At 38.3% G+C, this 14,814-nt stretch carries 10 protein-coding genes and 2 pseudogenes; 4 read left to right on the top strand and 8 right to left on the bottom strand.

Annotated features, from left to right (window positions below):
- Nucleotides 1-13: 13 nt before the first annotated feature.
- The 8 genes and pseudogenes from HMPREF9448_RS06110 to HMPREF9448_RS06150 all read right to left on the bottom strand — a co-directional run bounded on the left by HMPREF9448_RS06110 (nucleotide 14) and on the right by HMPREF9448_RS06150 (nucleotide 8,616).
- On the bottom strand, nucleotides 14-1,249 hold the full coding sequence (locus HMPREF9448_RS06110; protein ID WP_008861731.1) for a hypothetical protein: 1,236 nt from the start codon (nucleotides 1,247-1,249) through the stop codon (nucleotides 14-16).
- Nucleotides 1,250-1,301: 52 nt separating this feature from the next.
- Nucleotides 1,302-1,919: a hypothetical protein gene (locus tag HMPREF9448_RS06115; protein ID WP_008861732.1), complete on the bottom strand. Its 618-nt coding sequence runs from the start codon at nucleotides 1,917-1,919 to the stop codon at nucleotides 1,302-1,304.
- A 5-nt stretch (nucleotides 1,920-1,924) separates the two neighbouring features.
- Nucleotides 1,925-3,510, bottom strand: a pseudogene (locus HMPREF9448_RS06120) (ATP-binding protein).
- 5 nt (nucleotides 3,511-3,515) lie between these two features.
- Nucleotides 3,516-5,515: pseudogene (locus tag HMPREF9448_RS06125) on the bottom strand (AAA family ATPase).
- Between the two features lie 8 nt (nucleotides 5,516-5,523).
- Complete coding sequence (locus HMPREF9448_RS06130; RefSeq protein WP_008861737.1) at nucleotides 5,524-5,742, bottom strand: DNA modification system-associated small protein; 219 nt, start codon at nucleotides 5,740-5,742, stop codon at nucleotides 5,524-5,526.
- A gap of 657 nt (nucleotides 5,743-6,399) precedes the next feature.
- Nucleotides 6,400-7,206: a metallophosphoesterase gene (locus tag HMPREF9448_RS06140; RefSeq protein ID WP_004316531.1), complete on the bottom strand. Its 807-nt coding sequence runs from the start codon at nucleotides 7,204-7,206 to the stop codon at nucleotides 6,400-6,402.
- 34 nt (nucleotides 7,207-7,240) lie between these two features.
- The gene (locus HMPREF9448_RS06145) at nucleotides 7,241-7,801 is read right to left on the bottom strand and encodes an SLATT domain-containing protein (RefSeq protein WP_005652528.1); all 561 of its coding nucleotides are present in this window, start codon (nucleotides 7,799-7,801) and stop codon (nucleotides 7,241-7,243) included.
- A 5-nt stretch (nucleotides 7,802-7,806) separates the two neighbouring features.
- The gene (locus HMPREF9448_RS06150) at nucleotides 7,807-8,616 is read right to left on the bottom strand and encodes an SMODS domain-containing nucleotidyltransferase (protein ID WP_004316528.1); all 810 of its coding nucleotides are present in this window, start codon (nucleotides 8,614-8,616) and stop codon (nucleotides 7,807-7,809) included.
- Nucleotides 8,617-8,707: 91 nt separating this feature from the next.
- Between HMPREF9448_RS06150 and HMPREF9448_RS06155 the strand changes: the two genes are divergently transcribed.
- The 4 genes from HMPREF9448_RS06155 to HMPREF9448_RS06170 are packed head-to-tail and all read left to right on the top strand — an operon-like array spanning nucleotide 8,708 to nucleotide 14,804.
- Nucleotides 8,708-8,911 (top strand): helix-turn-helix domain-containing protein, encoded by a 204-nt coding sequence (locus tag HMPREF9448_RS06155; RefSeq protein WP_004316526.1) that lies wholly within the window; start codon nucleotides 8,708-8,710, stop codon nucleotides 8,909-8,911.
- Nucleotide 8,912: 1 nt separating this feature from the next.
- The gene (locus tag HMPREF9448_RS06160) at nucleotides 8,913-12,143 is read left to right on the top strand and encodes a type I restriction endonuclease subunit R (RefSeq protein WP_008861739.1); all 3,231 of its coding nucleotides are present in this window, start codon (nucleotides 8,913-8,915) and stop codon (nucleotides 12,141-12,143) included.
- A 5-nt stretch (nucleotides 12,144-12,148) separates the two neighbouring features.
- A complete protein-coding gene (locus HMPREF9448_RS06165) occupies nucleotides 12,149-13,810 on the top strand; it encodes an HsdM family class I SAM-dependent methyltransferase (protein ID WP_008018649.1) in 1,662 nt (553 codons plus the stop codon).
- A complete protein-coding gene (locus HMPREF9448_RS06170; RefSeq protein WP_008861740.1) occupies nucleotides 13,803-14,804 on the top strand; it encodes a virulence RhuM family protein in 1,002 nt (333 codons plus the stop codon). Before HMPREF9448_RS06165 ends, HMPREF9448_RS06170 begins: the two co-directional genes overlap by 8 nt.
- Nucleotides 14,805-14,814 lie beyond the last annotated feature (10 nt).

The raw sequence follows: 14,814 nt of genomic DNA on the forward strand, positions 1-14,814 counted from the left end.
TCGCTATATTTACTCATTGAAAAATTTCAGGAACTATATCTTCAATTTCAATTCCATCTATTACATTGGCCGAGAGTTTTTTGCCAAAGTCGCAGACTTTATCACCTGCATACTTATCAAAGATATAAGTACTTTTGTGGGCGAAATCAAAGTTCTCCAATATTATTTTGTTAATTCCTTCGTCTTTACATCCATATCCTATGATTATCAGTTTTTCTGCTTTTCGCAGGTTCTTTCTGAATCTTTTGAAGAGTTTCTTGAAAAGTAATGGATTGTTGTATTTTTCTATTTTAGAGGTTGTGCCGGTCAGAAAATCTGCGTGGTAAGCAATTGGGCAACTTTCATAACCCATTTTGCTTCGTATCCCTCTTAATAAGTCACTTACGCCAATACCTTCCCTTATTTTCACATACTTGATGGGTATCATAAAATTGTTCTCAACAGTCTTGTAATAAGGCACATAATCTAAACTGCCATGTAATTTATAAAGCCTTATAGGAGCGTCGTATCTGGCTGTGTATCTTTCTAACCGGCAATGATAAGTAGTATTGTCTCTATTCAGTATTCCGTAAAACTCAGAACCATATTCATCAAAACCGTCGGAAATACTACCATTGATATATTCAGTCTTATTAAAAGATTCAAAAAGTAAATCATGGTTCAGTGTATGCACATCAATGATGTAATCTTCTTTCAAGTGACTTAGGTATTTCAGAAAGCCATCGTAATGTTCCACAAAGCTTATGTGGAATGGCTGGTTTTCATAAAAAGAATTACCATCTTTGTCTCTCAGCAAATATCTTACCATCTGATTATAGATGTCGGGCAAACTGAAGACGAAACCTCCATAATCCGTATATTCGTCTAATAAATCATCACACAATGTTTCGTAGCATGAGTTATATACTTCTTCACTTTTTATAAAGTCATAAAACTCTTCATAGTCGAACTTATGTGTCTCTGCATACTTTTTTATTAGACGCTTGCAAAATACGAAATGTTTTTGATGCAGATTAAGTATCCCTTCTCCCTGAAAAGTAGGTTTTTCTCCAGTTGTTGAACAGCACAGTACCCCACTTGGGGAAAAATCTGCATTATATTTCTCAAAGTTTAAAATATTCTCATTCATTGTATTTCCTATCGGATACCCTTGAGGTGCAGAAAAACCGGCTCCTATTAAAATAGAAATGTGTTTTCTACCAGTCAATGTTTTTTCTGGTATCTCATAATCCAAATCTATATTTTTCATATTGAATCCTCTCCTTATTAGTTTTATATTACACTTATTATGGACAAAACCATTATTTCACAAGATTCTGTTTCGCTTTCTCCATCATTGTGATGATATCGAAATGCAATTTCATAATCTCAGTATAATTTTCTTTATTCTGCGGTATATGAATATATTTAAGATTTTCTGTTATAGGATACATTAAATCTACATAATCATTTGTTTTTAAGAAAAAAGAGATTTCATCATACAACTGTTGGTATCTAGTTAGTAATATATTACCAGGTGTAGCTTGCAGATCATCACAAACGATGGAACTAACACGTGCAGCAAAGCCTAGTAAAGACCCTTTTTCTACTACAGATAAAATACCAAATGCGTTTGACATACCTGTTTTAGATAAATGTATTTCATTTGAAATGGTTGTCTTGTATAATTCTAAATCTTTGCGTTGTTTTTCAACTTGATCTATTTGTTGTTTTAAGTTACGTAGTTCAAAAAAACTAGCAATCTGAAAACCAACAACTATTGTAGCACAGACACCAATTAATGAAGCTATAATCCCTATGTATGAATCAGTCGTTATAGTTCCATTATTTTTTATTTGCCCCCAGAATGTCAAAACGACACAAGTTACACTACTTATTATACAAGTTGAGGTGAGTATAATATTATTTTTGCAAGCCATACTTATTATATCAAATGTGTCACATTAATTTTCTTATACTTATTCCCCATGCCCAGGGCAAAGGCCATTTGGTCTTTTATAATCAGCTCGCCTTTTTGAAGCCCTGCTATCGCTGTCCTGATTTCTTGAAGTTCCTGGCCACTCACACCAAACAAGTCTTTGATGACCTTATCGTCAATAGTCTGTTGTTTCATAATCAGAGGATACTGAGCATTGGCATAAAAGTCAAAACCTTTTGATTTGAAACTACTCATATTCTGAGTGGCAAGAATAATACTTAAACCTTTATTTCGTCCTACTGCAATTAGATTACGCAGTGGGCGATTGTCGAAGTCAAGCATATAGTGAGCTTCATCAATAATAGAGAAATGACGTATTTGTACTACCTCATCATTTACTGCTTGTTTATCCATAGCTCATAAATGTTATTAAGTTTAGACATCAGGAAATACACAATAGCTTTGGCTATAGGTCCATCTTTGGGATACCCATCCATCTTAATGATGTAGCTGTCATCAATCAAAGAAACTTTATCTTCTGATTCAAAGATATGTGCATTAACCAATTGCTTCAGAACAGAAGAAATACTATCATCATTATTTGCATCTTTCATTCGTGATTGATAGCATTTCAGCATTAATTCAAATGAAATAGGGGCGCCATTTGTCGATTTATAGGCTTCTACAATAGCTTCACTAAGACGATTGTTCATGTTGGCACTCGCACTTACTCGGTCTATAGAATATAAAGCAGAAGACATTTCTGTAGAATACAGATTAATTTCATTGATAGAGCGTTCTGTGAAATCCTTAAATGGAGTAAAAGGCAATGGCTGTGTCAATGGATCCAGAATACAAGAACGGTCCACATCGAAGAGTGCCAACCAATGGTTATTCTGTATATCGCTGAACTCTCCTTTGTAGTCAAACAGCAGGAAGTTCACGGGATATTGTGATTCTGTGGATAACATTCTGAATTGCTGAATCAAAACAGCCAGCAGATTGGTCTTTCCGGAACCTGTAGCTCCCGCAATAATAATCTGTGAGTTGGTAATGGAACGACTGTTTATATCCAAAGTCGCTTCCATTTCTTCATCACCATAGTTACCAATCAGAAGATTCAGAACTGGAATATCTTTTGCCATGGCTACTTTGTTGTTCATAGCGTATAAGAAGGAATCCAGATTGTTGTCAGCTATCAGATAGTCACGTCCACGGAGCATTTCTGCTGCGATAATTCGAGAAAGCGTAGCGTTTTGAGTCCAATCAATGTTCAAGTCCGAATACCTTAATTTTAACAATGCTGAATATAAGGTGCTTAAATCGTGCATTGTGAAAAAACTGGGAGTAATTCGTATGGATGACACAGACAATTGTATATTCTTGTAATCATCTATGGAACGCTTTGTAGGCAAACTTAGTCCCACGATGAAGCAGATACGCATTATCTTATTCTGATTCAAGTTTATACGTTTTTCACGATCAGCCGTTCTGGAAAGATTGATTTTTGATTCAATCAGTTCCTTGATTGGATTGATTGCATCAAACAATCCTTCCATCTGACGCGTATTTGAAAAATTTATGATGCTCATTTCTTTTACTGATTAAGAGTTAAACCAAAATAACCGTCTTCAACCGTAGTATTCTGTGCTTCTACATTGCGATGAAGTGTATAGGTTTTAGAGATAAACGGTTCCAGTTTGATATAGTCGCTGTCTGTCCTGATTTCAGAGGTCGTACAAAGCAAAATAGTTTGTTCTGCCAATTGTGGAAAATATTCTTCCATCAAGGCATCACGACTTTCATTATCGAGAACCCCCATTACTGTATCAATCATTACAGGCGGATTATAATCTCCCAGGTTTCGTAATACTTTCAATAAAACTTGGATGAAGATTTGTTTGGATGCAGCATTGAGCTGATTCAATGAAATCTCATTTCCGGCAGTATGATAGAGCTTTATATTGAATTGTTCAATGCTGTCAGACAACTCAACTTTGGCTACATGACTTTTGTATGAAATAAGTAACTTGTTAAGTTGCTGCTGCATTTCACTTTCAATCTGGGCTTTTTCTTCTTCAGCAAACTGTCTGCAATCTTTTCAAACAGAGGTTTGAGCTTGACCAAAGTGTCGAATTTAATATCAGGTTCTTGCTGGATTTGTACATCAAACTGATGAATCCGTTTCTCAAGACGTTGAATGTCTGCTTTCAGTGTCGCTTCCTGACCTTTCAGTTTCTCTATCTGGTTCTGAGAGGCTTCATAATTTTGAATTAGATATTCGTTACCACCGGCTTGCGTTTGTTCCAATGTCTGTTTTTGCGAACGTAAGTTATCCAACGTCGAAAGTTGAATTTCCAGTTCCTGGCGCTGGCGGTCAAGTGCAATGAACTGATTGGAGCCAGTTCTTTTTACCAAGTTAGTCAAAGCGGTTACTTCCGCTTCGTCAAGATAACCAAAAGGATCTTCTTTATTAGTACTATTTTGGATAGCTACAATATGAGATACAACCTGTTCTTCATCCACAGATTCACTGCACAGTGACAAATCTTTTAAGTAAGTTATAATTTTGTTTGTTACGTCTTTCAATGTCTCCAACGGATAAGCACCGGTATTCTCTTTCTGAAGCTGTTCTTTTATGTGCAGAATATTATTGATTTCTTGTGCCAGGTTCGAAGCTAATTTAGGCAAGAATAAATCAATTTCTATGTTGTCAACAAATGCTTTCAAATCCTCAGCATAAGTTGCTGCACGTTTTACAATATCGTCAATTTTGCCGGCAAGCTCTTGTATCTTTTTATTAAGGGCAGAAGCTTCTTGAGCACCGTCTTTTGCCCGTTTATATTCCACTTCTACCGACGCAAGATACTTATATTTTGCATCTTGTTCTGCTATACACGTATTTAAGTCTGCGGTCAGCTTGTCTTTTTGTGCGCATAGTTCATTATATTCCTGTGCTTCTTTTTCTGCTTCAAGACGTTGCTGTGCCCATTCCTGTTGTAGTTTTTCAGCGGCACGCTTTAACTGAAGGTATTTTTTGAAGCCCAACACATTCTCGAAATTATCACGAATGGTTTGGGCAAATACATTTTTCTTCAGCAATTCACTCGATTGCATTGCATCAAATAGGAAATACTGACTCAGTTCCTGAGGCAGATTAGCTTTGATGATTTTATTGATTTCCTGTTCTGCTTTTACCCGGTCCTTGGGAGTAGTCATCGTACCGTAAACATACATGTTCCCATTCATGTTCAGCGATACGCTTTCCAATGGTTTTCCTTGCGGATTTAACTGATAAACACGCTTTAATATGTACTTCTGTTGCTGGCCGAGAACTTTCCCTACAAATGTTACCTGTAAGGAAATCTCTGGTTTGACTGTGTTTAAGGCTCCCTGATTGAGCAATTCCATGAAATGCTCTTTGTTCTCAATTTTTAGACCATAAAGAGCTCCGCTTATGGCCTCGAATAAAGTAGTCTTACCGCCACCATTTGCACCGCCAATCAGAATAATCGGGCGATCATCATCGACTGTCAAATCCAGATCAAGTGACAAGTAAGTCTTATAATTGCTTATTTTAATTCTCTGTATCAGCATAATCGTATTTATTGACGTATTTTTTGGATTGCATTACGGATGATGTCTTCCGTTTCATTATCACTCATTTCTATCACATCAACCTTTTTGGCATGATAGGCCTTCAGAATATCTTCACTGAGCCATTCAAAGTCTATCCCTTCAACTTCGCAAATAGCTTCTATCATTGACAAGTCATCCTTACGAATACCGTAGTGAACAAATTTCGGATCTATACCTTTAGCCATAATCTTTATGCGTTTTTAGGATAAAAAGCATCCCAGTTTAACAAATCAGTTGTATTCTCAATGGGTAGTTTGGAATATAGCCAGTTACTTCCATCTTGAATGATAACTCCTCCATAAAGAGGTGTATCTTTAGTTGAATATTCTTGGATATATTGCAACAAGGCATTATGCTTCTCCGGAGCAGTTACATCACTTCCGGCACTTTTCGATACAGCATATTTACATCACTGATTATCAGTGACTATTCATTTTAATCGGTACAACCTCTGTTTTGACAAATACACAGAATGTGGGGATAAATGCAAATCGTTGTATTTCACAGCTTTGCATATACGTGTTGTACCGCCTCTTTTCAGCCTTTTTGTGGAATGTCCGCTATCAGATTCAACGTGTTGAACGATAGGGCATTTCCGCATGGATGTTACAGAACGCTTGTTGAATGCAAAGGTAGTGGTTTTCTTGGGATTTCTGTGGCTTGCGGTGGAATTTTTGCGTTCGGTACTCGATTCGTTGGAAAAAGTGTAGCAAAACTGAATTATTCGCTTGAAAAAGTGTTTGTATGCCATAAATGGTACACTTTTATTCGGAGGAAACCATTATATCATATCGGGTGTAATTCTGCATCGGACATCAATATTATACCTGAAATGGTATAAATCAATAGACTTGGCTGAACTCCATAATGTCGAGCATCTGATATAATATTCCGTCAATAGCGGAATGCCAATTTTGGTGAAAATGACCATAATACCAATGGTTCACCGGATGATTGTCAGTTTTGAGATGATGCAGGATCATATCCATTGTTTTTCTTTCAGATTGTACATCTTTAAGAAGTGATGAATCGTTCTCAGCCCATTGGTTAAGGTTGCTTTTTGAGAATAGCTCACAATGTGATGGCGCAGTATGTGTGACAACTGTATCAATCAAGAAGTTTGCACAGATGGTATTCATCTTATCAGCGTCGTAAATAGGAGCTTCATTCTTCCAATATAAATTGCGGGAAATATCATTTTCTTGCAACTCATTGGAGTGAACTCGATATTTCCGTTTGTTCCATTCATTTATGCGATAATTTCGGTCAATAGAAATAGCTCCGCCTACACAAAGGATGGAATGATTACAGGCTTGAAGGATAGTATAATCAGGAACAGCAATGAAACGTTTGTAACTGAATGTTGTTCCTTCGAAATAAGCTGGATTATCATGATTGCCACGTACAAATACAATCCAATTGTTGGCTTGATTCATTCTCTTGGTATTTCGTCTAACCATTTGCTCATAATATTCTTTCTTTTCAAAGCCAAAACCACAATCCCCAGCTACAATCAATAGAGTGTCCGTCAACTTGTATTGAATACAGAGTTTGAATACCAATTGATTAAAATCTCCATGAATATCACCGGAAACAATAATTGTCTTGGCTTCGGGAAAAGATAGTGAGAATGTGTTGCTATGATTCATCTTATATTCCTAATAATAGCGCATGTAATTAATCTTATACTTGCAAGTTGTCAGAAATCATTTGGAGAATTTCTTCGTTTGTGGTAGTTGATTCTTGTTTGTTTTTTAATGCAAAAGATGCTGCATCTACTGCTTCTTTTGATGTTTGTGGAACAAGCCCCGAATAAACTATATTTTCTATATGTTCTAATTCTGTTCGCTTTTTAGAAATTTGTTCTTTTGTGTACAGCTCTGCCTTTATATCTGATAAGAATCCCGCATACTTATTGCGCAAATCGTGCATAACAGCAGCAAATCTTTCGCTGTCAGCTGCCTTCTTTTCTAGATTTTCAGCTTTGTATTTGGTGGTGAAATATGTTAATGTCAACGCTAAGAAAGCCATTAATGGGACAATGACAATTTCAGGTAGCCACTTGAATATATTGGTAATTGCAGAAGCTGATACCAAAACAGAAAATACTAAAAGAATCTGATTTTGTTTTTTCTTCTTTGATAGGTATATATTCGCTTGACATAAATGAATTTTGTGCGTCCAAATTATTTTGTTAAAACGCTCAAGAATCTCCCTATAAAGAATTTTTATTTGTTCGTCCATATGATTTATTCTTCTGTCATGTATTTTAAAACTTTGATTAATACATCAATGTATTTATATGTATCTACTGGCATGTTGCTTCCTGGTGCTGTCAGATTAAAGCTCCAAACAGGGCATGAATCATAAAGCCTTTTTTCGTAAGTTCCTATTGGTTGATTAGAACTTTGTTCTCCTTCTCTTAGCCAGTGCCAATCAGCAATATTATGATAAACAAAACTATCAATCACGATTCCCGGAAGATGGTAACTCCTAAAATAGTTATCACGAATTTCACGCATGTGCTTACATGTGTCGAATAACAAACCATTGCTTGCAACATTTTTTTCCTTCATTGCCTGTTGCTCGCTTTTGGGATTAGTTGTCAACCAGTTGCCACCCATATTTGAATCTGGATAGTCGTATTTCCCATTCCAATTACCCCACCAATCTAATTGACGAAAAGCTGGTAGAACTTCAAATTTAATCCCATCGGAAAAGTTTATCACAACGACTTGCCCATCTCCATGAATATCACTGTTCGGATAGGTTTGTAAAATTGCATTCTTCAATGCTTGTAGTAATCTGGACTGACCATTTCCTCTTAGTGTGTCATATTTATTATATTCGTCTCGTGGCAATTCGACAAGTATATCAATGTCACTTGTATCAATAGCAGTACCTCTACCATAAGAGCCCACATATAAACTATGAGCAGTTTCGCTGGTGCTACCCCAAAATTCCGAATTAACCGCTCTTGTTATACGTCTATATCTCTGAGATACTAACGAACGCTGTTCAATGCTAATTATTTCGCCTCTTTTTCTAACTGTATCCATATTAATTTTATTTCGTACACAAAAGTACAAAAATAATCCCAGTTTATCGAATATAATTCACTATATTTGCACTATAAAATCGTATCAAAGAATGAAACTAAATAGAATAAAGGCTGTATTATCTGAAAAAGGTATCTCTCAGACATGGTTGGCAAAGAAACTCGATAAGAGTTTCAGTATGGTCAATGCTTATGCTTGTAATAGGATTCAACCAAATTTAGAGACCTTGCAACAGATAGCAGAGATATTGCAGGTCGATTTGAAGGATTTGATAACCGACAAAAAGGATAGGTGATATGAAACAGTTTTCGGAAGCTACACGGGTGCAGATGCCTGCAATGGTTCACCTCACCCGAATAGGGTATACTTACTTCGGTAAGTTGAGCGAAGATAAGAATGGCACGGTCTATGACGGTGACACGAATATTCTTTTGCAGGTATTTGAACGGCAGTTTAAGAATCTGAATCCCGGACATGAGGGAGAGTTTCTTCAAGTTTTGAAAGATATTCGTAAGGAGCTGAACGATGATGACCTCGGTCGAGGCTTTTACAACCGTCTCAAAGCTGTTTCGCCTGTAAAGCTGATAGACTTTGATAACATTGGGAATAATACGTTCCATTTCACAGCCGAATTTACCTGTAAGAACGGACAGGACGAATTTCGTCCTGACATTACTTTATTCGTAAACGGATTGCCACTTTGCTTTGTAGAAGTGAAGAAACCCAACAATCATGGTGGTATGTTGGCAGAGAGCGCACGAATGAATAAAGAACGCTTCCCGAATAAAAAGTTTCGCCGCTTCATCAACATTACGCAGTTGATGATATTCAGTAATAATATGGAATATGATGCGTTGGGCGGTATCGTACCTATACAAGGGGCTTTCTATTGTACTGGGGCACGTTCATACGCACCATTCAATTGCTTCCGTGAAGAAAATTTAAGCGGTCAGAAAATAGCACCGTTCCATCGTGACTATCTGTATAAGGAGATTGATAAGACGGTGGAAAAACAGATATTGTCTGATTACAATTGCCAAGTCATTCATACAAGTCCTGAGTACCAGACAAATCTCGGTTTCAACACCCCTACAAACAGAATCCTAACATCCATGTGTTCGCTTGAACGGTTGTTGTATATCATTAGATATGGTATTGCCTATGTCCGTATGGAGCGTGAGGTGGATGGAAAGATAGAATCTACCGACCAAAAGCATATCATGCGTTACCAACAATTGTTTGCATCGTTAGCTATTCGCCAAAAACTGGCAGAGGGGGTGAAATCTGGCGTAGTCTGGCATACACAAGGTAGTGGTAAAACCGCCTTGTCATATTATCTGACCTATATTCTTAACGATTTCTATTCCAAACAGAATAAGGTCGCCAAATTCTATTTCATAGTAGACCGCCTTGACCTTTTGGAACAAGCTACACAAGAGTTTGAAGCTCGTGGATTGGTTGTATCTACCGCCAATACAAGAGCCGAACTGATGGAGCAATTCCGCAATAATCAGGCACAACAAGGTGTAAGCGGACAGGCAGAAATCACGGTTGTGAACATCCAACGTTTTGCCGAGGATAAAGAAAAAGTACGCATCAGTGATTATGCAACCAATCTTCAACGCATCTTCATTCTTGACGAGGCACACCGAGGGTATAAACCTGGTGGCTGCTTTCTTGCCAACCTCTTTGATGCCGATACCGATGCGGTTAAAATCGCACTTACAGGTACACCGCTGTTAAAGGAGGAACGTGCCAGTTGCAAGGTGTTCGGAAACTATTTGCATACCTATTATTACGATAAATCCATTGCGGATGGCTACACGCTGAAAATCATACGTGAAGATATAGAAACCTCCTATAAAGAGCGTTTGTCTGATGTGTACGATAAACTGGAAACCCTTGTGCAAAAGAAAGACATTCGTAAGTCGGAAATCATAGAGCATCCTAGTTATGTAAACGAGTTAGCCCGTTACATTATGACGGACTTAAAAGAGTTTCGCAAGATACAAGGAGATGATACTTTAGGTGGTATGGTCATTTGTGAAACCAGCGAACAGGCAAGACGGCTTTATGATGTATTTCAAGAAGAATGGCAGAAGTATCAGCCGAAGCCCATCAAGATAAAACTTTCCGATGGTTCGTATGTAGTGGGTGAACCGGAAGTGGATTACAAATCAAAATACAGACCGCTGAAAGCCGGAATCATTCTTCACGATACGGATGACAAGGAAACTCGCAAGCAGATAGTCAAGGACTTCAAGAAAAATATGACAGTGGATATTCTCATTGTCTTCAATATGCTTTTGACTGGTTTTGATGCGCCGCGTTTGAAACGCTTGTATTTCGGGCGCAAACTGAAAGACCACAATCTGCTTCAAGCCATAACACGTGTAAACCGTCCTTATCCTGGTATGCGTTACGGTTTTGTCATTGACTTTGCCGACATCAAGCGCAACTTTAAGGAAACCAACGAAGCATATTTACAAGAATTAAACCGCTTTAATGATGTGGATGAGACTGGCGAATCCGCGGCCACCGATACCTTTACCCAAGTCATTGAGGACAAGGAAGAGATATTGAATCAGATGAAGAAAGTTCGGCAAACGCTTTTCAATTACACATACGATAATGCGGAAGAATTTTCTTCTGAAATCTCCACCGAAGAGGATAAAGCTGTATTGCTCGACCTCAAACAGGCATTGGAATCAGCCAAGAACATGGCGAACATCGTGCGTACATTCGGTGATGATGAAATGAAAGAGCAATTTGCCAAACTCGAAATCACCAAGTTGCCGCAACTACTCTCTGAGGTGCAAAGACGGATAAGTATCATCAATCAGAAAGAGGCTTTCAATACAAATGAGGAAACGAAAACTCTAATCAATGAGGCAATGATGGATATAGAGTTCACTTTCTCCAAAATAGGACAAGAGGAAATGCGCCTTATATCCGGTGGTGTGGAATTGAAAGAGAAATGGCAACGTACCATTTCTTCATTTACCCAAAACTTCGACCAAGACGATCCGGAGTTTATCTCGTTGCGTGAAGCCTTTATGGAACGCTTCAAAGAACACGGTTTTGTGATTGACACGATAGCCAAGTTCAACGAAGAAACACAGGCTTTGGATGAAATCATCGGTCGTCTGCAAGACTTACAAAAACGCAATAATGTCTTGTTGAAAAAGTACAATGGCGATGAAAAATTTGCTCGTGTACACAAGCGTATTCGTGAAGTGAATAAGCAGAGGGAAGATAAGGGACAGAAGCCTATGTTCTCTTTCCTTGACGAAGAGATTGCGGCCATTCTCAACATTATAAAAGAGGATGTGGATGCCAAAGTCTACGACCGTAATGACATTCTAAAAAAAGATGCTTATTTTAATCGTACGGTGATGGCCCTTATCAATGGATGCTTGTATCATTTCCCACAGATTAAGCCGGAGATGGACGATTACAAGTTTATCCAAACACGTATTTCACAACAGTATATTAACCAATATAACGCCACTTACGGCATTGCATAAAGATTATGTCAGATATTAAAGAAAAAACATTAAGGCTCATCGACGGACTTAAAGCTACCTGCCAATCATACGGTATGGGAAACGATGGTAACGAATATAAGATTATCACTCAGGTATTTCTCTATAAATTCCTGAATGACAAATTCGGTTATGAATTAAAAAATGCGAAAAGTGAAATAGCAAAGAAACTGACCGGGGATGTAAAATGGGAAACGGCATACGAGAATCTTTCTGATGATGAACGTATGCTTATTCAGAGTGCCATCTCTCCAGATGTTCCGATGCTTGAACCTTATCATCTGATAGCCAATCTTTGGAATCAACAGGGAAAAGGGGATTTTGATACTATATTCGATTCCACTATGACAGATATAGCGGAACAAAATGCAGATATATTTTCCACGCAGACCACAGTCAACACGAAGATTCCATTGTTCGAGGCATTGACACCGTTTGTGACCGATTCGGCACAACGTGCGCCATTCGCCCGTGCTCTGGTGGATAAACTCGTGAATTTCTCCTTTGAAGAAGCGTTTGCACAGAATTACGATTTCTTCTCCAGCATCTTTGAGTATTTGATTAAGGACTATAATACCGCTGGAGGTGGAAAATATGCGGAGTATTATACGCCTCATGCCATAGCAACGATTATGGCTCGTCTGTTAGTGGGGGATAATGCTGATTTGCATAGCATGGAATGTTATGACCCCTCGGCAGGAACAGGTACGCTTCTGATGGCACTTAGTCATCAAATAGGAGAAGAACGCTGTACCATCTTTTCGCAAGATATTTCCCAGCGAAGCAACAAAATGTTAAAACTTAATCTGCTACTTAACGGACTTGTGTCTTCGCTTGATAATGCTATTCAAGGTGACACGCTTGTAAGCCCTTATCATAAAAGCGATGACGGGCAGCAGTTGCGCCAGTTTGATTTCGTGGTGAGCAATCCTCCTTTCAAGATGGACTTCTCGGACACTCGCGAGAAGATAGCCGCCATGCCAGCCCGTTTTTGGGCTGGAGTCCCAAATGTACCCGCCAAAAAGAAAGAGTCAATGGCTATATATACCTGTTTCATTCAGCACGTTATCAATTCACTGAAAAAGACAGGCAAGGGTGCAATTGTCATTCCTACAGGTTTTATCACGGCTAAAAGTGGTATTGAGAACAAAATTCTTCATAAAATTGTAGATGACAAAGTGGTGTTCGGCTGTGTTTCCATGCCAAGCAACGTGTTTGCCAATACAGGTACGAATGTCAGTGTGCTGTTCTTTGATAAGTCTGCAACCACTGACAAAGTAATCTTGATTGATGCCAGTAAATTGGGCGAGGAATATAAAGATGCTAACGGATTGAAAAAGGTGCGTCTGAACGATGACGAGATAGAAAAGATTGTCGGCACATTCCAGCGCAAGGAGGCAGTGGAGGATTTTTCTGTGGCTGTTTCTTACGATGAGATAAAGGAAAAAGGATATTCTCTTTCTGCCGGACAATATTTCGACATCAAAATAGACTACGTAGATATAACCGAAGAGGAGTTTAATGCACGTATGGCGAATTATAAGCAAACGCTTACCGAACAATTCAAAGAAAGTCATCGTTTGGAAGAGGAAATTATGAAACAGTTGGATGCTTTGCGGTTCAACGCAAATGTAGGAAACAATGAGTAACGAAATACAGTTTTTGTTATACAATCTTCCCGATAAAGAGGGAAGAGTACAGGTGGTTATAAAAGACGAAACCATTTGGTGTACGCAAAAGGCTATGGCAGAGCTTTTCGGTATTGACAAATCGGGTATTAGCCGCCACATAGCCAATATATTTAAAGAGGAAGAATTACAGCAAGACACGACGGTTGCAAAAATTGCAACCGTCGTAAATCGAGGCATAAGAGGCGAGGTTGAAGAGTTGGTTGATTTCTATAATCTTGATATGATTATTGCTGTTGGCTATCGTGTATCTTCTCCAAAAGCTACCAAGTTCCGTCAGTGGGCTACCAAGATTCTTAATGAGTATATCAAGAAAGGCTTTGTGCTTGACGATGAACGCTTAAAACAGGGAACGGCAGTATTCGGAAAAGACTATTTCCGTGAATTGTTGGAAAGGGTACGTTCCATCCGTGCCAGTGAACGGCGTATTTGGCAACAGATTACCGACATATATGCAGAATGTAGTATCGACTATGACAAGAATTCACCTACGACACATGATTTTTATGCCATGATACAGAACCGTTTTCATTATGCCATTACAGGGCAAACGGCAGCAGAAATCATCTACACTAAGGCTGACCATACCCAAGAACACATGGGACTGATCACATGGAAGAATGCTCCCGATGGGCGTATCTTGAAATCGGATGTGTCAATAGCCAAGAACTATTTGCAGGAAAATGAAATCCGTCGGTTGGAACGTGCAGTAACAGGATATTTCGACTATATAGAAGACCTTATAGAGCGTGAAAACACGTTCAATATGGAGCAGTTTGCTGCCAGTGTCAACGAGTTCTTGACCTTCCGCAAATATCAGATATTGCCGGATAAAGGACGAATATCTGCGGCACAAGCCAAGACAAAGGCAGAAAGCGAATATGATATTTTTAATAAGACTCAACGGATAGATTCAGATTTCGATAAACAGATTAAAGGAATGTTGGGAGAATAAAAACGTGGAA

It is taken from the genome of Barnesiella intestinihominis YIT 11860 (assembly GCF_000296465.1).
Taxonomy (GTDB): Bacteria; Bacteroidota; Bacteroidia; order Bacteroidales; family Barnesiellaceae; genus Barnesiella; species Barnesiella intestinihominis.